Here is a 24,391-nt window from a genome sequence, read left to right as displayed (position 1 = left end):
TCCTGATATTCTTAATCCAAGCCTTCAATTGAAGTCTGTTCGTTATTCCAAAACTACTCTATATTTTTGTGATAGATCTTCAACAACTTGAAGATGTATTTCCTTCACCTTTATCTGACATATCACTATAAATCTTTAATAGTTTTCTTTTCAGATGTTCTATTATAGATTCGATTAGGAATCAGAAAAATCAAATTTCCGGTTGATTATTCTACCAATTAAACTAACATACTTATTGAAATTGATATTAACTAAAGAAAGTAAGTTAATCAAATAAGAAAAATTTTCCGAATTATCTATATCTTTAACAAGTCCATCTACTGATCCTTCTAACTCTTCAATGGACCTCCGTCAAGAAAGTGGACACTAAAAAATAAAACTAAGCGAACTTTCGCTTGAATTTGGCTGCAAACTGAACCGGGGAGACGTACCCCAGAGCCCCGTGGATTCGTTTGCGGTTATAAAAAAATTCAATGTACTGGTAGATGGCGTCGTAGGCCTGTTTCTTTGTCTTAAATCGAGTGCAGTAAATGAACTCTTTCTTCAATAGGCTGTGGAACGATTCAATACAGGCATTGTCGTAGCAGTTGCCTTTCCGGCTCATGCTTGCTTTCATTTTGTACTTGACCAGGCGTTTACGGTAATCTTCGGAAGCATACTGGGAGCCCCGATCTGAGTGGTGAATAAGGTCTTTCTTCGGGCACTTCGCCTTATAGGCATCGTCCAAGGCGCCTAGAACGAGGTCGGTAGTCATCCGGTCGTCCAGCCGCCAGCCTACGATTTCACGCGTACACAGGTCAAGTACACTGGCGAGATACATCCGGCCTTCCCGGCAGGGAATGTAGGTAATGTCCGCAACCCAAGCCTGGTTTGGTTTTTGGGTGGAAAATTGCTGGTTCAGTAAATTAGGTGCAATGGGCAAATCGTGGTTGGAGTCGGTCGTATTCACACGAAATTTCTTGGCTACACAAGAGCGGAAACCCAGCTCTCTCATGTATTTTCCTACAGTGCGCTCGCTCACCTTGTGCCCTTCACGCTGCAGGAGAATGGTGATTTTAGGACTGCCATAGCGGCCCTGGGTATCGTGAAAATAATAGGTAATCCGCCGGAACAGCAACGCTTTCCGGGTTGCTTGTGGGCTTGGCATGGCGGTTCTCCACTTGTAATAACCGCTCCTGGATACCCCGAGGCCGCTGCACATCTTCTCCACCGAATACCGGGAGCGATGATCTTCGATAAACTGAAATCTCAGTTCTTTGGATTGCTGAAGATGTGCACTGCTTTTTTTAAGATTTCCATTTCCTCAGCCAGATCAGCCAGTTGCCGATCTTTCTCTTACAGCTGGCGCTCGAGCTCTCTGACTTTTTCTGGACTGGACACAGACTCACTGTGGAACTGCCGGTATTTGCCCAACCATTGATGTAGGGTTTTTGCAGGGATATCCAGCTCCAGGGCCAGTTCCGCCACCGTTTTGGTCTGCTCCTGGATATACTTTACCGTCTGCTTTTTAAACTCGTCGTTGTAGCTTTTTCGCGTTCCACTCATGTGGACACCTCCTCGTTAATCTCATTATCCCTAGTCTCTTAACGGGTGTCCACTTTTAAGACTAACAGCATATTTGCCTTGGTTAAACAACGTGACAGCATTTTGCTCCTGGGCAATATTTTTGGATAAAATACCATCTTTATAATATTTGGTGGAACGGTCAAATGCTTGATCAAACGTTTTGGCATCCCAAGCACCGACAACTTTCTTGTCGCTATTAGAGTAGTAGAACATAGGGACGGAAGTATCGATATCGTTTTGTGCTGTATTTGCGGTATCCGCTCTGCGTCCATCTATAATAAATGGTTTGATGTCCCTTTCCTTCTCTTTGACGGTGTACAGAAATTTTTCTACATCTGCTACTGTTTTCAGTTCGGGCATTCCATACTTCTCACGCAAATCCTTTCGGATTACGAACCCGTAAAGTGTTCCTTGGGTTGTCCCAAGCGGAATTCCCATAGTTTTTCCGCCGAATTTGTTGGCTTCCCACATTTGGTCAGGAATAGACTCCTTCAATTCTTTGCGCGCCGCTACCATATCATCCAGTGGAATAATCGAGCCACTGGCGATCATTTGGGACATGGACAGCCACGGAGCATCCAGATACATATCGAATTCTTCACCGGCGGACATTTTCACGGATACCTAATTTCCGTAGTCGGACCAGGGCAGGAAATTAATATTCAGCGAAGCCCCGACATTGTCGGCTTTCAGCTTCTCATTGACGGCCTTGAGTACATCGTCGAAGCCGGTTGGTTTATCGCCAGGGAAAAAGGCTTTGAGCGCCACAACTTCTTTGGGCGTCTCTGCCGCAGTGGTTGGTTCGGCAGTCTGCGGAGCGTTTGTTGCTTCGGACGCAGCCCCGTTGTTTCCGTTATTGCCGCCACAGCCGGCAAGCAGCATGGAAAGTGACAGGGTCGCAACCAGGGTGGTACTTAGAAATTTTCTTTTCATTTTTATAACCCTCCCTAAATGTGTAATGCTTATATGCGATAACCGGAAATTCCGGTTAATGCCGTGATCAGGTCAGCCTTTGACAGCACCGACGGTAAGGCCTTTGACGAAATACTTTTGCAAAAACGGATACAGCAGAACGATCGGCCCGATCGTCAGGACAGTTGTAGCCATACGCACTCCGTAGGTCGGAGCCTGGGTGGCAATCGCTGCGGAAGCCGGAATCAGATTCTTCGCCGCTTCCATGTTGGAGACCATCCGGCGCAGGATCAATTGCAGCGGGAACAGTTTCTCGTTGTCCACGAACATCAGGCCCATAAACCAGTCGTTCCAATAATACAGGGCATAGAACAATCCTACGGAAGCCAGAATCGGCTTGGAGATCGGCAGAATAATCTGGAAGAACACTCTCATCTCATTGGCACCGTCAATCCGTGCCGCTTCCTCCAGCTCCTCCGGCACGGTCCGGAAGAAGCTGACCAGAAGAAATACCAGGAAAGGCTGGCAGAGCAGCGGAAGAATAAGCGCCCAGATGGTATTCTGCAGGTGCAGCCATTGGCTGACCACAATATAGAAAGGAATAATCCCTCCTGAGAAAAGCATCGGCAGGTAGCAAAAGAGCAAAAACGGCGTCTGCAGCACATTCCGTTTATTGGCCAGTGAATAGGCGAGCATGGCTGATATACAAAGTGCGGTCAGTGTGCCGAGGGCCGTAACGATTAGTGTAACACCATAACCCTGGTACAGGGCATCGGAATGCAGCAGCGCCTGATAGGCGGCAACCGAGAATTTTTTGGGAAAGAGCGAATAACCGTTTACAATCAATTCACCTTCATCGGTGAAGGATCCGATTACCATCAGTAGAAAGGGAAAGATACAGAACAGGGTGAAGAGAACTAGAATAATATAGGCAGCAGCAGTAAAAAAGCGGTCAGACAACGGCTGTTTCATCATTTCCTCCTAGAACAAAGCAGATTCTTTGGACATTTTGCGGGTAACCGCATTGCGATAATTACAAAGATCAGACCCATAACTGACTGGAACAAGCCTACCGCAGAGGACATTCCGAAATCATGGAGCTGCCTCATCGAGCGGAATACGAAGGTATCGATTACATCGGTGGTAGGGTACAGCAGAGAATTATCCCCGATAATAGCATAAATCATGGCAAAGTCTCCGTTGAATATTTTGCCGACTGCAAGCAGGGTCATGATGGAGATCGTCGGTACCAGCAGAGGCAGCGTGATTTTCATCATAATCTGCAGCTTCGAGGCGCCGTCAATCCGGGCTGCTTCATACAGATCCTCGGAAATTCCGGTGATCGCCGCCAAAAAGATAATGGAAAGGTAGCCTGCTCCCTGCCAGACCCGGATAACCGTCAGAATCCATGGCCACAGCACCGACTCAAACATCCAGTTGACCGGCTCAAAGCCCAGATTCTGCAGCCAGGCGTTTACCGGAGGCGATTCACCGCCGAGAAACGACTGGACAAGCATGCCAATCACAATCCAGGACATGAAATAAGGAAGAAAGATCAGCGATTGCGATATTCTTTTGAAATACTTGTTGCGGATCTCATTGAACATCAGGGCTATCAGAACAGCTGCAAGCGTTGTAAACAGGATAAACAGCACATTAAGCAGCACCGTGTTGCGCAGGATCACCCAAAAATCATCTGATGTGAAAAAATAATTAAAGTTACGGAAGCCTGCCCAGTTACTCCCTGTGATTCCCTTGGAGAAGTCGTAATCCTTAAAAGCAATCATAATTCCGTAAATTGGAAAATAACTGAATACAAGAAAGAACAGTAACCCTGGCACCGCCATCCAGTATAAAAAAGGATTTCGCGCTATCTGCCGCAGCTTGTAGCTCATCCCCCGACCTCGTACATGTTGCATTCCCAAAAGACCTCCTAATTTCGTTGTAATGAGTCATGTCTACTTCTTCTTGTCTGAGCTAACCTTAACAAGACCTTATAAACCCCGCAATTGCGGGATTTAACAGGAATTACTATTTGCATGAATCTCCCGTTTCCCGAAAGCATCAGAACTTCAGAAAGCATCAAAGATTGACGTAGCCGCCCTGAAGGCATGCAGAACAGAAGGCTTTGGCACAGCCTTTTCAAGATCGTTCTCCACTAAGGGGTCACACCATGATTAGCGGTTGCCGCTCCAGCAAAGGTCCGCTTGATCCTTCGGCATGGAGAACGGTTCGGCTCTACTACATTTCATAATTATTTTAATTTTCATTTTCCACTCCTCCGACTCACTGCCTCTCCCGCTGCTTTCCCCAACGTTTCCTATCGCTTCTCAACTTTCCTTCTCCCTGCCCTAACGGGCGAATTAAGCACGAGCTTATGCGGCCTGTGCAGCGAATGCTGATTCCTAAGCCACCTCATTATTCAATTCACACTATATCGGGGGAAGCCCCCGGTGAATTCAAGCGCATTTATGTCCTTCATTTTCTCCTTTGGCCCGCTTCTGGCGAAATCAAGTACATTTATGCCCTTCATTTTCTCCTTTGTCCCGCTTCTGGCGAATTCAAGCGCATTTATGTCCTTCATTTTCTCCTTTGGCTGGCTTCTGGCGAAATCAAATACATTTATGTCCTTCATTTTCTCCTTTGGCCCGCTTCTGGCGAATTCAAGCGCATTTATGCCCTTCATTTTCTCCTTCGTCCCTCTTCTGGCGAAATCAAGTACATTTATGTCCTTCATTTTCTCCTTTGGCCCGCTTCTGGCGAAATCAGTGGATTTAACCTTTTAATGACTGAGCTTCCGACTTCCGGGGGATTCTGCAGGACACAATGGACGAAAATCATAATTTCCTAAACAACAAAAAAAGGGATCTCAGCAGTCCTGAAACGGCTGTTGAGATCCCCTGCGAGAGCTATATTAGATTAGGCGAATGTAATATGGACCGTGTGAATTTCATAAGGCTTAAAATCGAGGCGGAAGGCCGGACCGGCCACCGCTTCCGCCTCCAGCGGACGCTCCATCAGATCGCAGGCCTGCCATGAGGCGACGGAGTAATCACTGCTGAGCTCCACGGAGCAGCGTGTTCCCGTATATTCATGGAAACGGACGATCCAGCCGCTGCCATCCTCGGCCTGCTTGACGGCATCAATGGCGATGTTTGGAGCATCGGTGGTGATCAGGGATTTGCCGCTTCCGGCAGTATAAGCCCCTTCAGCAGCAAGCAGTGGATTGTTCAGCGCCCATGCCTCCGGCACCGTGCGCGCTGTGGACCAGTCCCCTGTATGCGGAAGCAAAGCATAAGTGAAGCGGTGTTCCCCCTGATCAGCCAGCGGGTCCGGATTGGTTGCCGATTTGATCAGCGACAGTCTCATGGTGTGATCCTTGATATCATAACCGTATTTGCAGTCGTTCAGAAGGCTTACGCCGTATCCCCGTTCCGACAGATCGGCCCACTGATGGCCGACACTCTCGAACCGCGCATATTCCCAGCTTGTATTCCAGTGGGTCGGCCGCTTCACATTCCCGAACTGAATATCATAGGTTGCTTCTGTTGACCGTACAGCGACAGGGAAAGCTGCCTTCAACAGCTGGTGCTGTTCATGCCAGTCGACCAGAGTATCGAAGTCGATTCGCGCACTTCCGGCATATACCTTTACCTTCTGGATAATGGAAGAATCCATGTACGTCCAGACAAATTCCAGCACAGCCTGCAGCGGACCGCATTCTACGAGTTCTACGGAGCTCAGATCGCTGACCGCCCGCATTTTCTCCTGATAATACAAATCGATATCCCAGGCATCGAACATCTTCGGCTTATCCTCGAATACCTGCAGCTGATTACCGCATTCGCCTGGTGCCAGCACCTCGCGTTCTTCCCTGCGGTCAAAGATCCGGCTCAGCTGTCCGGCCGCGTTCCATTCCAGAATATACAATGGAGTAGTGAGCCGTGAATCCTCCCAGGTAAACGGAACATCTGGTGCAGGATTGCCCGTAGAGGCAGCGGCAGCAGCTCTGATCACCAGGCTGCCCATCGCCGGAACATCCGCCACCTCAACCAGCCACTGTCCGCCGGAGCGCTGGGCTGAAAGCGGGTTGCCTCCGGCATCCGTCCAGACGGCGTTCTCCCCGCTGTAAGGCACGGCTGCCAGCCGGACGCCGTCAAAGAACGCGCTGTTGAACAGCGTATATTCCTGCTGAAGCGCCGAATCCGCCGGTGCAGCCGTACCTGCTGTCTCAGGCAGCTTCACAAGCCCGGCAGCGGCAGCGTCGAGAACAGCCCGGCCAAGGTTCTCCGCCTCCGCATATTCCAGCCGTGAATCCTGATAGACCTCATGGATCGAAGAACCAGGTATAATATCATGGAACTGGTTGCGCAGAATAGTCTGCCAGCCCTCCAGCAGCTGGTCCGCAGGATATTGTGCGAATCCGCCTGTCTCGGCGGCCAGCAGCACCTGCAGCCATTCCGCTTCCCGGTACAGCAGCTCCAGCTTGCGGTTCATCCGCTTGTTATGTGCCTGGCTGGTGTAAGTCCCCCGGTGATACTCCAGATACAGTTCCCCATCCCATGTATGAACATATTGATCCGTGCCTTCAATCGTTTCATGGAGACGCTCGAAGTATTCATCCGCCCGGCCCGGCTTCACCTGGGGAATGCCAGGCATCGTATCGAGCCGCCGCCGCAGCTCCAGCATCTCCCGGTTGACGCCGCCGCCGCCGTCGCCGTAACCGTAAGCGAGCAGTAGCTCGCGATTCAGGTTCTTATCCCGGTAATTGTCCCAGATTCCCTGCACGGAATAAGGCTCAAGAACGCCGTTATACGTATAGTACCACTCGCTGGAATTCGGGTTCACCGGTGTGGTAATGAAATGGGTCAGCACCTCGCTGCCGTCGATTCCTCTCCATTGGAAGGTGTCATGCGGCATGCGGTTGTACTGGCTCCAGCTGATCTTCGTGGTCATAAAGGTGTCGATTCCCGACTTGCGCAGAATCTGCGGCAGTGCCCAGCTGTAGCCGAACACATCCGGCAGCCATAAATACTTGCAGTCTACCCCGAATTCCTCACGGAAAAATTTCGTGCCGTAGAGAATCTGGCGGACCAGCGATTCCCCGCTGGTCAGATTGCAGTCAGCCTCCAGCCACATTGCGCCTCCGGCCTCCCAGCGGCCTTCTTCCACCCGCTGCTTAATCTCGGCGTAGATCTCCGGGTAGTCCTGCTTGAGATAGGCATAGAGCTGCGGCTGGGTCTGCAGAAAGACGTATTCCGGAAACTGCTCCATTAACCGGAGCACGGTGGAGAATGAACGGGCCGCCTTTTCCCTGGTATGGGTAAGCCGCCACAGCCAGGCAACGTCAATATGCGTGTGGCCGATGGCCGTTACAGTAACCGGATGCTTCTGCTCCAGCCGGGTTATAGCTTCCAGCAGGCACTGCTCGGCCGCCTGGACTGAAGCATAGAATTCCCCGCTGCCGGGTTTGGACCAGTCAAGTTTATTGAACGAACGGTTCAGCGCCATCAGCAGTTCATGCTTCTCTGCCTGGTTGTCCGCGAGCTGCTTGTAGGTATCCAGCGCCGCCCGGCCCGTATAATACAGGTTGTCGGCCGCTTCATCCAGATAGGCAAGCTCCGACCGCTTGATCCGGTGCTCCTGGGGAGTCTGCTGGCCGTCGCCGTTCAGGCCTGACCATAATCTGAAGGTGAAGTCCAGCTCTCTGCCGGCGGCGTCCGCCTCCAGGAATACCTCCTGATGGTTGGAATCCACCCCTTGATAAGGCTTGCCGTCCAGAAACAGCAGTGACTCGAAGCCGCTGGCGTTGCCTCCGCCAGTCCGTCCGAAGTCGAACAAGCCTACTACCCGTTTGCCCTGCCATGCCGCAGGCACCAGCACTTTTCGCTGCAGCCACAGGTATACGTCACTGCCCGTCCAGTCATCTCCTTGATGCAGCTTCTTGTCATCCGCAATCACAGCCGGATAGACCCCATTGTTCCCGTCCATATCGTCAGCCACCGACCATTCATTGAGCGGCAGAATCTCGCGGTACCGGTAAGTCTCCAGCTCCTCCAATCTTAAGGCAAGCTTCTCTTCCGTCCAGAACATCTTCATTCTCAATCTCCTCCTCATATATAACACGTGTTATTAGGCGAGGGCAACGGTCCCGTCCCATTAAGAGCGGTGCCGCGGCCCCGCAACTACAAGCTGAGCGAAAGCAAGGTTTCATTTGAAACCTTGCCCTTATGCGCTCTCCCCTGCCCTTAGCACAGCCGGCAGCCAAATCTTGTCTGCCTGTACCTCTTCCTTCTGCCCGTTCATCTGCCTCAGGACGCAGCGGACGGCTTCTTCCCCCATGCTGACATAGGGGATTTCTACACAGCTAAGGGAAGGCAGGCTGAGACGATGGCCTTGAATCGTATTGTCTGCAGCCATAATCCGCAGATCTTCGCCGATACGCAGGCCAAGCCTGTGAGCCGCCCGGTACAGATCCGGGACGGCGCTTGACCAGTTGACCAGCAGCGGCGGCAGAGACTGTCCGGTTTGCGTCAGTCTCTGCAGGCAATCCGTCCATTCTTCCCCCCGCTCATCCACCCGCACCACCGATGGCTTCATTCCATGTGCACTGCACCAGCCGGTATAGGCATCGCGGCGGTTTCGCTCCGCCCAGTTATCCGCACTGCCTCTGTGGTACACCTCGGCATAGACCGGACACTGCTGCGGAGTCCCTTCACGCAGCAGATAATTCAGCGCCGTCTCCACACTGCCGGAATAATCGGCCAGCACGGAATATACACCGGGTACCTCCGCATACCCTTCCACAGAAACATAGGGGATTCCGGCTGCGCCTATCTTCGCAGCCCATTCCTCATCACCATAGCTGGTGTGATCAAGCGTCACAATCCCGTCGATCTTCCGCTGGTGATAGAGCTCCAGAAGCTCCGCGCGGCCCTCGCTGTTCCCTCTGTGGCGCGGAGAGCACAGCAGGATGTGATATCCGCTGCTCTCGCATTCCCGCTGCATTCCCTCCAGCAGACGGGTAAACAACGGATGGCGGGTGTCTCCGAAAGCCGCCAGACTCATGCTTCTCCCGGTCTTCATGCTGCGTGCTCCGGCATCCACATGGTAATTCAGCTCACGGATGGCCTCCAGTACAGCCTCGCGTGTCTCCGGCCCAACCCCGATTCCGGGAGTATCATTCAGCACAGCGGAAACCACACTGCGGGATACCCCCGCCCGCTTGGCTACGTCAAAGCTGGTCACTCTTTTTTTTCCCATGTCAGCACCTCAACGACAGTATAACACGTGTTATGAATACGTGTACAACATTTTTTCGGAAATTTCGCTGCACCAGGCAGAGACGGCTGCGCCGTCCATAGATGGATGACGCAGCCGTCTCTGTGTTAAAGATATGGATAATTTATTGTGTGAAGCACAGAAATTTTTGGCTTTTGATAAATACATTGCCGTCAGCGTTTTACCAATACGGCCGCCAATCCTTGAGCAACCGGACAAGCGCCTCCAGATAGAAATAATCGCCCCACAGATTGCATTCATCGATACCCCAGCCCCGCGGCTTGTTGTATACAGCATGCTTCAGAATTCCGTTCGATTCCGGGTGGTCTTCCGTCGTGTACTTCAAAGACAGGGATTCCATCATGGCCAATGCCGCAGCCTCATAACGCTCTCTGTCCGGATCTTCCGGAGACAGCTGCTTGACCAGTTCCAGCAGACCGCAGACCGCGATGGCCGAAGCCGAGCTGTCCTTCTCCTGACCGGATTCTTCAGTGAAGATCAGATCCCAGTATACGATGCCGTCCCCGGGAAGCCGTGACAGGAAATAATCGCTCAATACTTTGGACACTTCGATGAACGAAGCCTCCTTGGTATAAAGGTAGCTCAGCAAAAATCCGTACATCCCCCAGGCCTGTCCTCTGGCCCAGCAGGAATCGTCGGAGTATCCCTGATGGGTATTTCCGTATTTTGGTCCTCCGGTCAGCACATCCATATAATAGGTATGATAGCTGGTGTGATCCGGCCGGACCAGATAAGCGGCCGACTGCTTGGCGTGGCTGCGGGCCATATCCGCATACCGGGCATCGCCCGTCACCTCGGTTGCCCAGTAGAGCAGCGGCAAATTCATCAGGCAATCCATGATCATCCGTCCGCATTCCTCCGGATCATTCAAATCTCCCCAGGCCTGGATAATGCCCGCTTTGGGGAAATAGCGCTCAGTCAGCAGGTCGGCAGCCTGAAGCGCCATCGCTTTTGCTTCTTCACTGCCTGTGAGCCGGTAAGCAGCTACAGCCGACAGGCTGTACAGAAACCCAAGATCATGGGTGTTCGTTTCAATCTGTTCCTCCACCCGCCGCTTGAAGCTTGCAAGCTGCGCCTCGGCAGCATTCCGGTACTTCTCATCTTCTGTCAGCTCATAGGCCAGCCAGAGCATACCGGTCCAGAATCCCGGAGTCCAGTCTACATTGCCGGTACCTTCATAGATCAGACCTCTGCTGGCCGCCGCCGGAAACTGGCCGTCCAGCATAATCAAGCTGCGGTCCATCCGCTCCAGCACGAACTCAGCCGCCCGTTTGAAGTGTTCCTGATTCATCTTGTAACCTCCATTCATGCTTTAATCCAGGATCAGAGACGGATAGATCCAGGCATAGGATAAATAATAGCCGCTGCCGGAGTTGCGGTTTCCCACGACCGGGCGGTACGGTGCGGCGAAGCGTTCATATTCCGCATCCTGATAGATGACCGCCATCGCATCATACAGTTCTACCGGCCAAGTATCTACAGCGAGCTCAGGGAAATTCTGATCAGGTGTGAAAGGCCATTCCTCCACACGGCCGTCCACATAGCGGAACAGGGCGTCCAGCGCCAGCTTGATGCTCTTACCATCAGATGAAGTATAGTGGAACAGATCCTCACCGATTGCTTCCTGCACCAGATAAGCGGCAGCCGTCAGAGGGGCGAGGGCAAAATAGTGATACCACATTCCGTTCTGCCCTCTTTCCGCTTCTTCCGGAATAAATCCCTCTGCGGAGATAGAATTTCCGATGTGTGTCTTCAGCTCCGCTGTGATCCGCTTAAGGTTCGCGTTGTCGTCTGCAAAATGATAAAACGCCGCCTGCGCATAAAGACTCCAGTTCCACCAGTTGTTCCGGCCCGGAATGCCCGCCCAGGCCGGCAGGCAGATGTCTGTTATCCAGCGGGTAAACCGCTCTCTCGCTTTCTGCTCCCACCCCGGGTAATCCTTGATCCATATCGCTGCCCGGATCAGGCCAACCCCCAGATAAGCGGACACCAGCGGACCGTCATTCTCGGTAAATTCCTGATTGATTGCGGCCCAGCCGTCGATCATTTCCACCGCCTTCTCGGCATAAGCCGTTTTGCCGGTATAGCGATAGGCCAGGGCGGCGGCATACGCCGCCTGCGCATCCGGTTCCATTAACCGCTTGGCCTCCAGATGGCCTTCGGCATCCATATAGAACCCGGGAATTCTCCAGGTTGCAACCGCATGGCAGGATACCGTCAAGCCATGCCCGGCATCCTGCAGAAGAAGCTCCAGTGCTTCTGTCATATGTTTCATCTTCCTTTTCTGTGATTTGGCTGATCTGTCCCCGCAGCGGCAGAGTCTATTTTACGGTCCTTGCGGTAAGCCATGGGACTGATATTGAACGTCTTTTTGAATGCCTTTGAGAAGTAGGACAGATTACTGTATCCCGCTACCTGGGCAATCTCGCTGATAGGCTTGCTGCTGCCCCGCAGAAGCTGCTTGCTCAGCTCCATCTTCCGGGACAATATATATTCGGTAAGCGGCTCGCCTGTCTCTTTTTTGAACAATCTTGACAAATAAGCCGGGTTTAGGTGAACCAATTCCGCCAGTTCCATGCGCTCAATCCGCTCATCCAGATGATAATTGATATATTCCTTCACCTGATGGACAATAGAATCTTCATCCGTCTTCACGGAACGGCCGACCGCTCCAGTCACCTTGATCGCCCATTCCTCCATTTGGCGGATGGTTTTGGGGAACGATGCCGGTTCCAACACTCCAGCTTCGGCAAAGACCTCCTGCACGGATTTCCCCCGCTTATGAAGCACCAGATAGATGGACTGGAGCACACTGTGATAATACATCAGCAGCGCTTCCGCGTTGCCTCCTTCGAATTTCAAGGCGGCGAGCGATTGATGAATCCGCTCATGCAGCACTTTCTCATCGCCTTTCTCTATCAAAGCGGGCCAGGCGGATAAATCAACGGCGTGCAGCTGGTGCGTTTCTTCATTTTTCAGTTTGTACAGATGGACAGCATGGGATTTGGTAATGTTGTCATATTCCATTTTGAGCAGCGCTTCATAACTTGCTTTCATCCGTTCAATCGCTGTTTGTTCTCCTATATAACAGGAAATTCTGCAGTAGAAATGCCGACGGCAATATTGGATGAAGGCTTCACACCGCCCCGCAAGCTCATTCAGGTCTGCCACCTTCGCGGCGTCGCAATATAGAATGACAAGATTTGCGCCGATGCGGTCCTGAACCGTACAGCCCGGATCTCCCGCCAGAATGATCTCTTCTGCAACCTTGCGGATCGCGTATTCCATCAGTTCCTCATCGCGTTCCGTGAAGACCTGGGTCCACTGCTCCACGCTGATCAGAACGGGCAGCACTTCCATCCGGTCCGGATTGAACGGAACCATAAATTCCTGCAGCGCCTTGCGCAGCTGATCTGCCGATGCCGGCAGACGGGAACCCAGCACATCCTGCCAGAAACGTTCGAACAGCAGCGGTTTTTTGATCTCCCAGAAAGCCTGGGCCACCTCTTGGGCCGCCTTCAAATCCCGGTCCTCCGAAACCATGGCGATCAGTCTTTGGACAACTTCTTTCAATTCGGAGAAATTTACCGGCTTGAGCAGATAATCCTGCGTTCCCAGTTGGATCGCACGCTGCGCATACTGAAAATCCGCATGGCAGGTCAGGAAAAGGCTGGCGATATCGGGATCATGGCCACGGATCCATTCCAGCAGCTCGAAGCCGTTGCCCTCCGGCATTTCAATATCGCAGATGACGATGTCAATCGGAACCTGCCGGATGATCTCTTGCGCATCCTTGACATTGTAGGCTTCATAGACACCGGTAAAGCCCAGAGATGACCATGCCACTCCCGTCTTAAGACCTTCAACAGCATAAATTTCGTCATCCACAATCAGCAGATTAAGCATTGCGGAATTCACCTCCCTCATGTTCTCGGCTGCGGATCGGAATCCGGATGGTCACGCAGGCTCCATGCGGTTCCAGGTTAGACAGCATCAATCGTGCTTCTTCCTGGTACACCATTTTTAGACGGTTGAAGACATTCCAGATGCCGATGTGCTCATTTGTAAAAGAACGGTCCTCCATCACTGCGGAAAAATGTTCGACGAGCTCTGCAGGGAATGCCTTACCGTTGTCTGCAATTCTAATTTCACAATAATCCTGTTCTTGTTCTCTCCGTCCATACACTTGAACGTGAACCCGGAAAACATCCTTCCCGGTCGCAAATCCGTGATTCAGGGCATTCTCAACGAATGGCTGAATGGTAAGAGGCGGAATCTGAAATTCTTCCAGCGTTTCTTCGTAGGCGTATTCATATTCCAGATGTTTGGGGAAGCGCAGCTTCTGAATTTCCATATAGTGTCCGATGTTGTCCATCTCATCCCGGATCGAAATCAGCGGTTCTCTCAGCCGGGCAAAAAAGCGCAAATAATCAACCAAATGGGAAGACATCTTCTGAATAAGCTGAAATCTTTTGGTTACGGCTAAATTGTAAATAATATTAAGCGAATTAAACAAAAAATGCGGATTGATCTGCAGCTGCAGCTGCTTCAGTTCGGCTTTGTGCGAACGGATTTCTTCTTCGTACACATGTATCTTCAAATCCTGAATCTGCGAAGCCATATTGTTGAACGTGCCGCTGATCAAAGAAAATTCATGGGAAAGATCAGTCGACAGCCGGGTATCCAAATTCCCTTTGCTGATCAGCCGCATGCCCTTGATCAAATGATGGATGGGCTTGATCACCAGCTTCTGGAAGTAGATCAGAAGAATGAGCAGAATGGCTCCGGCGGCAAAAGGAATCGCAAAGCTAATCCGCTGAAACAGCGGAACCTGCTGAAGCATTACCTTCTCCGGGATCATCGCGGCGAGACCGAGATCCGAAAGACGCATCTGATGATGAACGAGCAGATACTTGTCTTTCCCCACCACGGTTTGATACAGTCCTGTCTTCTTTTGAATCGCTGCCGTCACTTCTTCCCATGCATCAGGCGGCGTAGAGGTAAGCCAGCCTCCCTTGCTGTCCAGCATAAAAGTTTTCATATGGCGCTCTTCCGATATCAGCTGAAGGGGGACCATCAGATCGTCGCTTTTAATCAAGGCTCCGACATAGGTATTTGTATCCGTCTCCACAATGCGCAGCAGAAACTGTTCATCCCCGATCCGGCAATGCCTCCAGCTGTTTTCGAATAAGCTTAGGCTTGAATCCTTCGCTCTGAAGGAGAACAGATTGCTCAAATAATTCTGTATTTGAACAGATTCTTCATAGGACTTTTGGGTGATCTGAGCTGCAATCAAATCCTCATTGAACGGAATGTAGACAAAATTCAAATAAAAGCTGCTATTATAAGAAAAATCCGCGTACATCTTGTTAATTACGGCTACACGTGTGAGTGTATATTCATCCTCATTATCCAAATTGTACACGAGGGAGCGGATATCCGGCTCCTGGTTGGCCAGCCTGTAGAGATAGCTGTTGTCATTATCCAGCGTCTGATCAATTTGATCACCGTATAGGGTCAGCAATGCGGAATTGTAATTTGCAACCTGTTCCCTGACGACCTGACTGGAGTAATAGTTGGTATACAGCAAAAAACAAACAAGCGGGAGGGTTATTATGCAAAATGCAAGAATCATTTTTATCCGTAAGGTCATAACCTGTCCCCCTCTTTTGCCGCAATTCCGGATTATTCCTGTATCCATTATAAACTAAACAGGGAAGAGCATGAGCCAATTCAGGCTCACGCTCCAGGCGGATTTATAAGCTTAGTTTACTGATTCGTCTTGGCCCATTCATCCAGTTGTTTTTGCTTCTCGGCAATAATCTTATCCAGGCCGGCATCCTTCAGCTTCTGGATGTACTGTGACATGTATTTATCCGGGTCGATTGCCCCTGTAAACAATGAAGCGTTGAACTCTGCCTTCACATTGGCACAAGCTGCGACTTCGTTCTTGACATTGGTTGGATCCCATACAAAGCCGAGTGCAGGTGATTTGGTCGAGCTGTCGTTAAAGGCTTTGAATTTCTCCCATTTCTGCGGATCTTCATTGTCCCACAGGTAAGTGTTCATTTGATTACCGAACATCCAGGCAGTACCAGGATTATATCCGCTGGTCTGGGCAGTCACGCCTTCAGGATAGCTGAGGATATTATCCGCACTCTTCACATAATGTGTTCCTTCAATACCGAAGTCGAGCAAATTGATCAGCTCTTTATCTGTATACAGCAGGTTCAGGAACATCATGGCCCGCTCTGGGTTAGCCGAGGTTCTGGAGATCGCCAGCATAGCGCCGGTTGCTTCGCCTGTAGTGGTCTGTGGCTTCAGGAAATCCTTTTGAACCAGCTCCATACCAAGAGTTGTACTCATTTCGGCATCTTTACCAGGTTTCGTCGGTGCTGCAAAGGCAAAGCCTTTACCCGCTTTCATCAGATTATACAGCTGGTCATCCTTGATGGTTGCGGCATCCTTGTTGACATAACCGGCAAGGTTCCATTTCCGCATCAGATTGATCGTATTCTTCACCTTATCGGTTTCCAGCAGGCTGACTACCTTCATGTCGCCTTTATCCGGGTCCAGTACGCCTAAAGTGTCGCTGAGGTTATCCAGGGAATATCCGCCAACCATACCGGTCAGATTCAGGGATCCGGCAGCAACGAGCGGAGTCACACCAGGCTCGCCCTCTTTGATTTTTTGGAAGACAGGAGTCAATTCATCCAGAGTGTTAATGGAGTCCAGATCAATTTGGTATTTATCAACCAGATCTTTTCTGAAGAGTATACCGGCGGATCCGGCAAATTCCTTCAGTGTGGGGACTGCAAAGCTGTGACCGTCAATCTGGCTGCCCTTCAGCCAGTCAGGGCCGAGAGTATCCTTGATTCCCTGACCGTATTGGTCCAGGAGATCATCCAGCTGCAGATACTGTCCCTTGGTTGAATTGGAGTTATAGGCCAGGTAAGAAGCGGTGAAGATTACATCGAATTTCTCATTGGAGGTGAACATGAGATTGGTTTTATCATTCCATGCACCCCAATCAATCGGTTTCAATTCGATCGTTGCATTAATCTTTTCTGTCAGATATTTATTCAGTTCATCCTGGACAAGGCCCAGGTCCTTAGCTGTAGAGGCTGGATAGTACATCACCAGTTTATAAGGATCCAATTGGGGAGCTTCAGTAGCTTGTGCAGTCTCCGTTGTAGGGGAAGCGCTTTCGGCAGGCTCCGCAGAGGTTCCCTCCTTATTATTATTCCCTGAACTGCCGCATGCGGTCAAGACAGTCGCCGTGATCATAATCAAGCTTAATAGCGTACCAACCTTCTTTTTCATAAAACTAACCTCCAGCTATAATTTTCATTAATTGTTGCTGACAGACCCCAATTTAATCGTTTACCGCTTCATGCCAATGACTCCCGAATCACCCCCCCTTTCATACTCCTCTGTTAATGAACGCCTCTTAACCCTTCACAGCACCGACTGTCAAGCCCTGTACCAGATAACGCTGGAAGAAAGGGTAGGCTAGTATAATCGGACCGATACCAATGATCGCCATCGCCATTCTCACTGTTTCAGTAGGAATGGTAGCGAGCAGGCTTGAGGTGTTTCCTGCATTCGATTGCATGGAGATAAACTGGATGTCCATCAGTGTCTTCTGCATCACATACTGCAGACTGTACAGTCTGGAATCCGAGATATAGATCAGGGAATTGAACCAGTCATTCCAGTAAGCAAGTGTGCTGAACAACCCGATGGTGGCCAGAACAGGTAGGGACAGCGGCATAATAATCTGCCACCAGATCCGGAATTCACCCGCGCCGTCGATGGTAGCCGATTCATTCAAGGCCGACGGGATGTTCTGGAAAAAGGTCCGCATAATCAGTACATTAAAGCCGTTCATCAGCAGCCCCGGCAGAATCAGCCCCAGAATGCTGTCTTTGACATCGAGGATGTTCGTGTAAACCATGTACCACGGCACAAGCCCGCCCCCGAAGAGGATGGTGAAAAAGACAAAGAATGAAAACCCGTTCCGCAGCGGGAAATCCCGGCGGGAAATCGGATAGGCATACAAAGAGGTTATCAGCAGCCCTACCACGGCTCCAATGAGCGTCACCGAAAGCGTTATGCCGTAGGCATGGAGAATATTGGCTTTGTCATGCCACAAAAAGGTATAAGCCGCAAAGCTGAATTTCTCAGGTAAGAAGGAGTATCCGGAAATAAAGATGGAATTCTCATCCGATAACGATACCGTCAGCACCAGAACGAGCGGCACTAGGATCAGAATAACCGCAATGATGAACATAATATGAAGCATTACCTGAGTCATCGAATTTCTTTTTTTGAAATGAGCAACCTGACTCCTTGCCGGAGTCAAATTTGTATCCTGCATAACGTTTCTCTCTCCCATCAGAACAAAGCATTTTCCTTGCTTATTTTCCGCACAATCAGATTCACTGTCAAAACAAGGATGAATCCAACCACAGATTGGAACAATCCGGCGGCCGACGACATTCCGATATCGCCCAGGTTCATAAGCGCGCGGTATACGTAGGTATCAATGACATTCGTTGTCTGCAGTATCGAGCCCGAGTTCATGGTCACCTGGTAGAACAACCCAAAGTCGGAAGAGAAAATCCGGCCGATCTGCATCAGCGTCATGACAATGATGACCGGTGCGATCAAAGGGAGGGTGATTTTGCTGAACTGATGCCACTTATTCGCGCCGTCAATGACGGCCGCTTCATAATATTCTTTGTCCAGGCCAATAATCGCTGCCAGATAGATGATGCTTAAGTACCCGACACTCTTCCATGTGTTGACAATAATCAGAATATACGGCCACACTTTAGGTTCGTTATACCAGCTCAGCGGCTCAATTCCAAGCCAGGGCAGGACCTTGTTATTCAGATAGCCGTAATCCGCACTGAGAAAGGCGAACACGAGATAGCCGATAATAACGGCGGAGAACAAATGCGGCAGCAGGATCACGCTTTGATAGAAACGGGCAGCCAGCTTGTTCTTAAGCTCGTTCATCAAGGCAGCCAGGCCCACCGCACCGATCAGGTTGATGACGATAAATGAAAAATTATACAAAATCGTATTTCTCGTGATTATGTAAGCATCGCTGGTACTGAACAAAAACTCAAAGTTTTTGAAGCCGATCCAATCGCTGCCCCATATCCCTTTGGCGTAGTTGATATTCTTGAAAGCAATCATTACCCCAAACATCGGCAGATAATTGTTCAAGAGCAGGTAGAGAATCCCCGGTACCATCATTAACAGCAGCACTTTGTATTTTTTGAAAAACTTTCGGACAGGCGTATGCGTCATCGTGGTTGATCACATCCTCTTTTTCTTATTGGTTATGTACTAATGATAGTCCATTGAAAGATGCGCCACACACCGCATTGGTGACCTGAATTTGTACTTTGGTGACATCTAAGTCGAAACGACTACGCCGTCCTATAAGGACGGGGTGTTTCAGCGAGAAATAGAAGGAATCGAAGCAAGCTGCAAATGACCAAAACAAAGAGCAGCCCTTCTCCAGTGACGGGAGAATGGTTGCTCTTTTGATCTTTTTGCGGTTTTGAAAATGAGAAGGGTCTGTCTCTAATCGTAGATAGACTACTTTTGGGATAGCCTCTTCCCCTCTAAGCGCAATCAGCGAAAATTACTTCGCGAGCCAGTCGTCAAGAATCAGGCGGGCTACCGCCGCCAGCGCACGGATAGTAATTTCATGCTCGTCGTACATATCTGCCTTGCTGATCTCGCTCCAGTGCGCATCCTGCGGGGTGATGCCGAAGTACCGCGCAATAATGGAGAGATCCAGAAGAGTAACCTGGGTTGCGCCGTCCACCATGGTAATAATCGCCTTGGAGAACTGCTGCAGCCCGCTGCTTAGTGCCGTCTTCGCCTGTGCCACCTGCGCTTCCGTTGCACTAGGCTGATTCACCACAGCCTGCGCTGCCGTAATCGCCGTCTGCAGCGCCGCCTTGGAGCCAGGCGTATATTGTCCCACCTTGCTGCCTTCCACGCTTCGGGCCAGCTGGCCGTTTGCAGTGCCGATCAGCGCGGTCAGCTCCGTTTTGTCGGCACCCGGAACTTGCGGTATCACTTGGCCTCTGAAGGTGTTCATTGCGCTCTGCAGGCTGCCGACAGCCCCGCCGACCGCGGCTGCATTTGCATTCGCGTCATCTGCTACTGCCTGGGCTGCATCAACCGCGGTCTGCAGTGCATCCGCTGCCGCTTGCGGATATTGCCCCGGCTGCATGCCGACGGTGCTTGCTGAGAGCAGTGCTTTCGCTTCCGCAATCAGATTGTTCAGCGCCGTCTTGTCGGCAAGCACAATCTGGCTGGTCACTGCCGCTGCGCCCGTGTCCAGTACCGTTGTCTGTCCTTCGGACACGATACTGAATTCGCTCAGGCTGACGGTTGTGCTGCTGGCCGAGGCGTCCGCCTTGACCTTGCCCGACAATTGAAACAGGCTGCCGTTTTCTGCCGCCGGAGCTTCCCCTGTGCGGACCAGCATAATCCGGATCTGTCCGGCCTCCGGCTTCACCGCCGTGCCCACCACCTGGAAGCCGCTGCGTGTAATCTGCAGCGCCCCCTCCTTGAGCAGGAGATGGCCGTTCGCATCCGTATCCGTCTCAAATTCCAGCACGGCCGGATCATAATTCACGACCAGATCGGCCGTATTGAATCCGGCTTCCGCGCTGCCCAGTCCGGTCAATCCAACCGTCCACTCCGCGTTCTGTCCGGCGTGGAGGGTGGACGGCCCCGACAGCAGGGCCGCCGATACGTCCGGACCAGACGCTGTGCGTACAGTCAACGTGATGCTCTTCGAATCCGCAGCTCCGCTGTCCGTCCACGCCGTACCATTCCAAATCTCCTTCCGGAAAGAAGCTGTGACCGTGTGGCTGCCCGCTTCCGCCGGTGTGTACACCGCTTCCGATACATGGCTGCTTTCGTTAAATGTGAATATTCCTGTTATTCCGCCGTTTTCACCCGCAGACCAGCCTGCCGGCAGAAAACGCTCATCCCCAACGACTTCTCCCGCCGCCTGCTGGCGGTCGCCCAGTGCCCTGAGAGTCACGGCTGCCCCCGGCATTGTCTGCACATCGGACGCGCTCAGGCTGTTGTTCGCAGCCACTGCGGGAATTTTCGCCGCATAACTGAACCAGTCGATATCCCCCACTGCACCGGTGGTTCTGCGGAATACGACATAAATATTCTTGATCCCGCCCACTTCCATGCGGTTGCCGCTGCTGTCTCTGAATACAATATCCATCGTTTTAAAGGTCAGCCAATCCCCTGTTTTTGCAAGTGTCACGGTGCCAAGTAGCGGACCGGTCGCGCTGCCGTCATGCACTTCAATATTGCTGTCAGTGTATGGCGTCGCATAGCGGACCTTCAAGGAGGGGACACCTGCACCAAAATCCAGATCCTTGTAAAATAAATAATCATTATTGTCCGTGGAACCGACTTTACGGATAATTTCCGTATTATTTATAGTGACATTGGCCGTAGCAGTCCCGGATTGTCCGGCATAATCCTCCGCTTCGATGCGGATGCTTCTGGAGTCCGATGCTTCTGCAGCGCTGAACCAAATGCTGTACAGCTTGGTTGTAGTCCCGTTCTCTGCTGTAATTCTCACCCTGGCTACCCCGGGAAGAGACGCTGCCTGCTCAATTGAGAATGCCGCTTTGCTGTCAGCGACTGCAGCCGAAATCACTGGAACCGCAGCATCTGCCGGAATCTTCATGGTATAGGTCGTATTAGTGCGGACAAATTGCTCAAGCTGCACCCCGTTTACTGCCAGCCATACCAGATTCGCGTTGCTGCTCAGGAGAGGAGGTTCGTTGTCATCCGTTTTATAACTGAACCAGTTGATGTAGGCGACCGTGCCTGAAGATTGTTTGGTAAAGACCAGATAGATGTTCTTAATTCCGCTCGCTCCCGTCAGCGGCACCCGGATCGTCTCGAACTGGGTCCATGATCCTGTGGCCGGCAAATCCACATAACCTAATTCGGGACCCGCTTGGCTGCCGTAGCGTATCGAGATTGAGCCGTCTGTTTCGGGGGTTGCGTAGCGGAAATCAAAATAATTAACACCCTTCCCCAGATTCAGATAATTATAAAAAACATAATCCCCGTTATCCGTGGAATTGATCGCCTGCCCGCCGCCTTCATCCGCTGTGGCCACAACGCCGATTTTCTCCCTGCCCGTGTAATCCTCTGCTTCGACCTTGACGTATCCGGGGTCCGGCAGCTCGATAACCGAGGTGCGGAGCAGCGTTGGATACACCCAGGCATGATTATGATAGAACCCCGTATCCCCGTTAATATTGCCGCCAATCGGGCGGTACGGCGATACATAGATTTCGTATTGCGGATCCTGATAAATATCCGCCAGCGCTTCGTACATATTGAGCGGAAATGAATTATTATTTAAAAATGTACTGTATACCTGCTTGCCGCCATATTCATTGGGCCACTCCGAGACATGCCCGTTCGCATAATAGAGCAGATTATCGGATGCCTTCTTCAGGCTTTTGCCGGATGGAGATTCCCAGTGAAACAGATCCTCCCCGGTCGCATGAAGAACGATTTCCGCCGAAGCCGTCATTGGAGAGAGTGCAAAATAATGGTACCACATTGAATTGGAACCACGCGTTCCCTCGGCAGGCAGAAAGCTTCTGTCGTCAATCGCTTCGTCGATTTTATTTTTCAGCTTGACTACCTCATCGTTGAAGGCAGTTTCATTATCTGTGTAATGATAGAATGCGAGCTTGGCATAACGCATCCAGTCTCCCCAGTTGTTCTCATCCTTGTGCGCGATCCATTTCGGCAGCCAAACCGCACGGATCCAGCTCTGGAATTGCGCCTGTTCCGCTGCCCTCCAGCCGGAATAGTCCTTCAGCAGGTCAGCCGCATTAATCATGCCTACCCCTACATATGCCGAAGCGAGGGGCGCATCCGTCATCCCCATTGCTTTATTGGTAACGGCCCATGCATTCATCAGCTCCACCGCTTTATCGGCATACTTGGCATCGCCCGTAAACCGGTAGGCCAGCGCTCCGGCATAGGCTGCTTGCGTATCCTGTTCCAGACCGCCCTTGGCGGCAATATGGCCCGCGGGATCAGCATAAAAACCGGGGACATTCCACGTTGCTACCGCATGGTTCTGCACAAGCAATCCGTTGTCCGCATCCCTCATCATGACATTGTAAGCCTCTTTCCACGGTGAAAGATTGGCGTTGACCTTCGCCTTGATCACAGCAAATTCATCGGCTGTGACTATGCCTCCGGGATGAGAGTACGCCAATGCGCTAACAGCAAACGAAAATACCAGAATAACCGAACATATAGTACAGAACCAAACACGAACCTGTTTCAAATGATCCACTCCTCGTCTTGTCATTTTTTTAAGACGTCTTGCGTTTTATTGAAGTTGTTCGGTGTAAGTAACGTACAGTTCTCTAGTTGGGCTATTTCATTACAGACCGGATTTTTGCAGCAGTCTCTGCACGATTACCGCAGCTTCAGCCCGGGTCAGATTCTCTTTTGGAGCTAGTATGGTACCGCTTCTTCCCGATACGATCCCGGCCTGCAGGCAATCCGTAATGCCGCTCTCTGCCCATGAAGAGACCTTGCTCTTATCCGTATACGGAAGAAGGGCAGCGGCCGGCGATTGGACAGGAAGCTGGCCCTTTAATCCCGTCTTCTCCATGGCCCTTGCAATCATCACCATTGCCTGTTCCCGTGTAATCAGCAGATCCGCCCGGAAGGAGCGGTCTTCATATCCCGTCAGCAGGCCCGCCGCCTCAGCCGATGCAGCATAGGGACGTGCCCAGGCCGGGATCTTCTCCAGATCCGAGAAGCCCGGATGGACAGCTGCAGGGAGCGATAGCGCCCGGACAAGCATCGACGCGAACTCAGCCCGGCTTACCTGCCGGTCCGGCTTAAACGTTCCATCCCCGTAACCGTTAATAAAGCCCCTGGCTGCGGCTCCGAGAATGTTCATTTCCGCCCAATGATTTTTGATATCGGTAAACATGCTGGTCATTTGCCCCACTTGAATACTCTCCCGGATATCCACCGGATAAGCGGTCATTTCCAGTTTGGAATTGACCAGCTTTACCTCTGCCAGTGACAGCTCTGCAGCTCCGGCCCCAATCCGCTGAAAAAGAAGTGTGGCCAGATCGGCATCTCCGTTCGTACCGGCAACACTGCCGATTTTCGTATGTGCAAGACGAATCCTGCCCCCGTCCACGATAGGCTCGACGCTAAACCCGGACCCTTCGCTCCGGGAATCAATCAGCTTAAGACGGGCAGAATCATAAGTAAACTGAAGATCATACGCGAAGACATCTACTAAATTAACCCCTTTAACAATGACCTGGATATTGCCTTGGCTCTCCTTGACGCTGAGTGTAAAAGTATTTGCGGGGCTGGCGCTTCCGTCTGATTGTGCATAAGACGGACTGCCAAGTCCCAGCAGCAGTATCATCAACGCAAGCACGGATACAGCGTATTTCATTTTGAATTCATCCTCTTCTGAATAGAATGGGAAGAGGATGACAAGATCGTCCTCCTCTTCCCCTTTAAGCACAATCAGCCG

The 24,391-nt window shown here is 51.2% G+C and carries 18 protein-coding genes; all 18 read right to left on the bottom strand.

Translation table 11 applies throughout. The features are described 5' to 3' along the window. Positions 1–379: 379 nt before the first annotated feature. Positions 380–1,237, bottom strand: coding sequence for an IS3 family transposase (locus MKZ09_RS07770; protein ID WP_256719304.1), 858 nt, complete (start codon positions 1,235–1,237; stop codon positions 380–382). A 98-nt stretch (positions 1,238–1,335) separates the two neighbouring features. Then, entirely contained in the window at positions 1,336–1,545 is a 210-nt protein-coding gene (locus MKZ09_RS07765; protein WP_256719299.1) for a transposase, read from the bottom strand. A 30-nt stretch (positions 1,546–1,575) separates the two neighbouring features. Further along, on the bottom strand, positions 1,576–2,184 hold the full coding sequence (locus MKZ09_RS07760; protein ID WP_143767383.1) for an extracellular solute-binding protein: 609 nt from the start codon (positions 2,182–2,184) through the stop codon (positions 1,576–1,578). 6 nt (positions 2,185–2,190) lie between these two features. Then, entirely contained in the window at positions 2,191–2,499 is a 309-nt protein-coding gene (locus MKZ09_RS07755) for a hypothetical protein (RefSeq protein ID WP_076207836.1), read from the bottom strand. A gap of 72 nt (positions 2,500–2,571) precedes the next feature. Next, positions 2,572–3,453 carry a carbohydrate ABC transporter permease gene (locus tag MKZ09_RS07750; RefSeq protein ID WP_076207838.1) on the bottom strand — a complete coding sequence of 294 codons (882 nt, stop codon included), beginning with the start codon at positions 3,451–3,453 and terminating at the stop codon, positions 2,572–2,574. Beyond that, a complete protein-coding gene (locus MKZ09_RS07745) occupies positions 3,450–4,397 on the bottom strand; it encodes an ABC transporter permease (RefSeq protein ID WP_256719300.1) in 948 nt (315 codons plus the stop codon). The genes MKZ09_RS07750 and MKZ09_RS07745 overlap by 4 nt, the downstream gene beginning before the upstream one ends. A 503-nt stretch (positions 4,398–4,900) precedes the next feature. Beyond that, a complete protein-coding gene (locus tag MKZ09_RS07740) occupies positions 4,901–5,215 on the bottom strand; it encodes a hypothetical protein (protein ID WP_341040780.1) in 315 nt (104 codons plus the stop codon). Positions 5,216–5,397: 182 nt separating this feature from the next. Beyond that, a complete protein-coding gene (locus MKZ09_RS07735) occupies positions 5,398–8,571 on the bottom strand; it encodes an alpha-mannosidase (protein WP_076207866.1) in 3,174 nt (1,057 codons plus the stop codon). A gap of 135 nt (positions 8,572–8,706) precedes the next feature. Next, complete coding sequence (locus MKZ09_RS07730; protein WP_341040779.1) at positions 8,707–9,741, bottom strand: LacI family DNA-binding transcriptional regulator; 1,035 nt, start codon at positions 9,739–9,741, stop codon at positions 8,707–8,709. A 199-nt stretch (positions 9,742–9,940) separates the two neighbouring features. Next, positions 9,941–11,071, bottom strand: a complete 1,131-nt coding sequence (locus tag MKZ09_RS07725) for a glycoside hydrolase family 88 protein (protein ID WP_256719301.1) — start codon at positions 11,069–11,071, stop codon at positions 9,941–9,943. A 21-nt stretch (positions 11,072–11,092) separates the two neighbouring features. Beyond that, positions 11,093–12,046 carry an alginate lyase family protein gene (locus MKZ09_RS07720; protein WP_076207846.1) on the bottom strand — a complete coding sequence of 318 codons (954 nt, stop codon included), beginning with the start codon at positions 12,044–12,046 and terminating at the stop codon, positions 11,093–11,095. Positions 12,047–12,051: 5 nt separating this feature from the next. Further along, positions 12,052–13,686, bottom strand: a complete 1,635-nt coding sequence (locus MKZ09_RS07715; RefSeq protein ID WP_076207848.1) for a helix-turn-helix domain-containing protein — start codon at positions 13,684–13,686, stop codon at positions 12,052–12,054. Next, a complete protein-coding gene (locus MKZ09_RS07710; protein WP_076207850.1) occupies positions 13,679–15,433 on the bottom strand; it encodes a sensor histidine kinase in 1,755 nt (584 codons plus the stop codon). The genes MKZ09_RS07715 and MKZ09_RS07710 overlap by 8 nt, the downstream gene beginning before the upstream one ends. Before the next feature lie 116 nt (positions 15,434–15,549). Then, entirely contained in the window at positions 15,550–17,103 is a 1,554-nt protein-coding gene (locus MKZ09_RS07705) for an ABC transporter substrate-binding protein (RefSeq protein ID WP_076207852.1), read from the bottom strand. A 127-nt stretch (positions 17,104–17,230) separates the two neighbouring features. Next, positions 17,231–18,160: a carbohydrate ABC transporter permease gene (locus MKZ09_RS07700; RefSeq protein ID WP_081394398.1), complete on the bottom strand. Its 930-nt coding sequence runs from the start codon at positions 18,158–18,160 to the stop codon at positions 17,231–17,233. Between the two features lie 17 nt (positions 18,161–18,177). Then, positions 18,178–19,101, bottom strand: a complete 924-nt coding sequence (locus tag MKZ09_RS07695; RefSeq protein ID WP_076207853.1) for an ABC transporter permease — start codon at positions 19,099–19,101, stop codon at positions 18,178–18,180. Between the two features lie 340 nt (positions 19,102–19,441). Further along, positions 19,442–23,167 (bottom strand): carbohydrate-binding protein, encoded by a 3,726-nt coding sequence (locus tag MKZ09_RS07690; RefSeq protein ID WP_341040774.1) that lies wholly within the window; start codon positions 23,165–23,167, stop codon positions 19,442–19,444. Positions 23,168–23,266: 99 nt separating this feature from the next. Next, complete coding sequence (locus MKZ09_RS07685; RefSeq protein ID WP_076208764.1) at positions 23,267–24,310, bottom strand: S-layer homology domain-containing protein; 1,044 nt, start codon at positions 24,308–24,310, stop codon at positions 23,267–23,269. Between the last annotated feature and the right edge of the window lie 81 nt (positions 24,311–24,391).

Source organism: Paenibacillus sp. FSL R5-0908, from assembly GCF_038006245.1.
Taxonomy (GTDB): domain Bacteria; phylum Bacillota; class Bacilli; order Paenibacillales; family Paenibacillaceae; genus Paenibacillus_AQ; species Paenibacillus_AQ odorifer.
The sequence above is the reverse complement of the archived record's forward strand: the minus strand, read 5'-3'. Positions and strand labels throughout refer to the sequence as shown.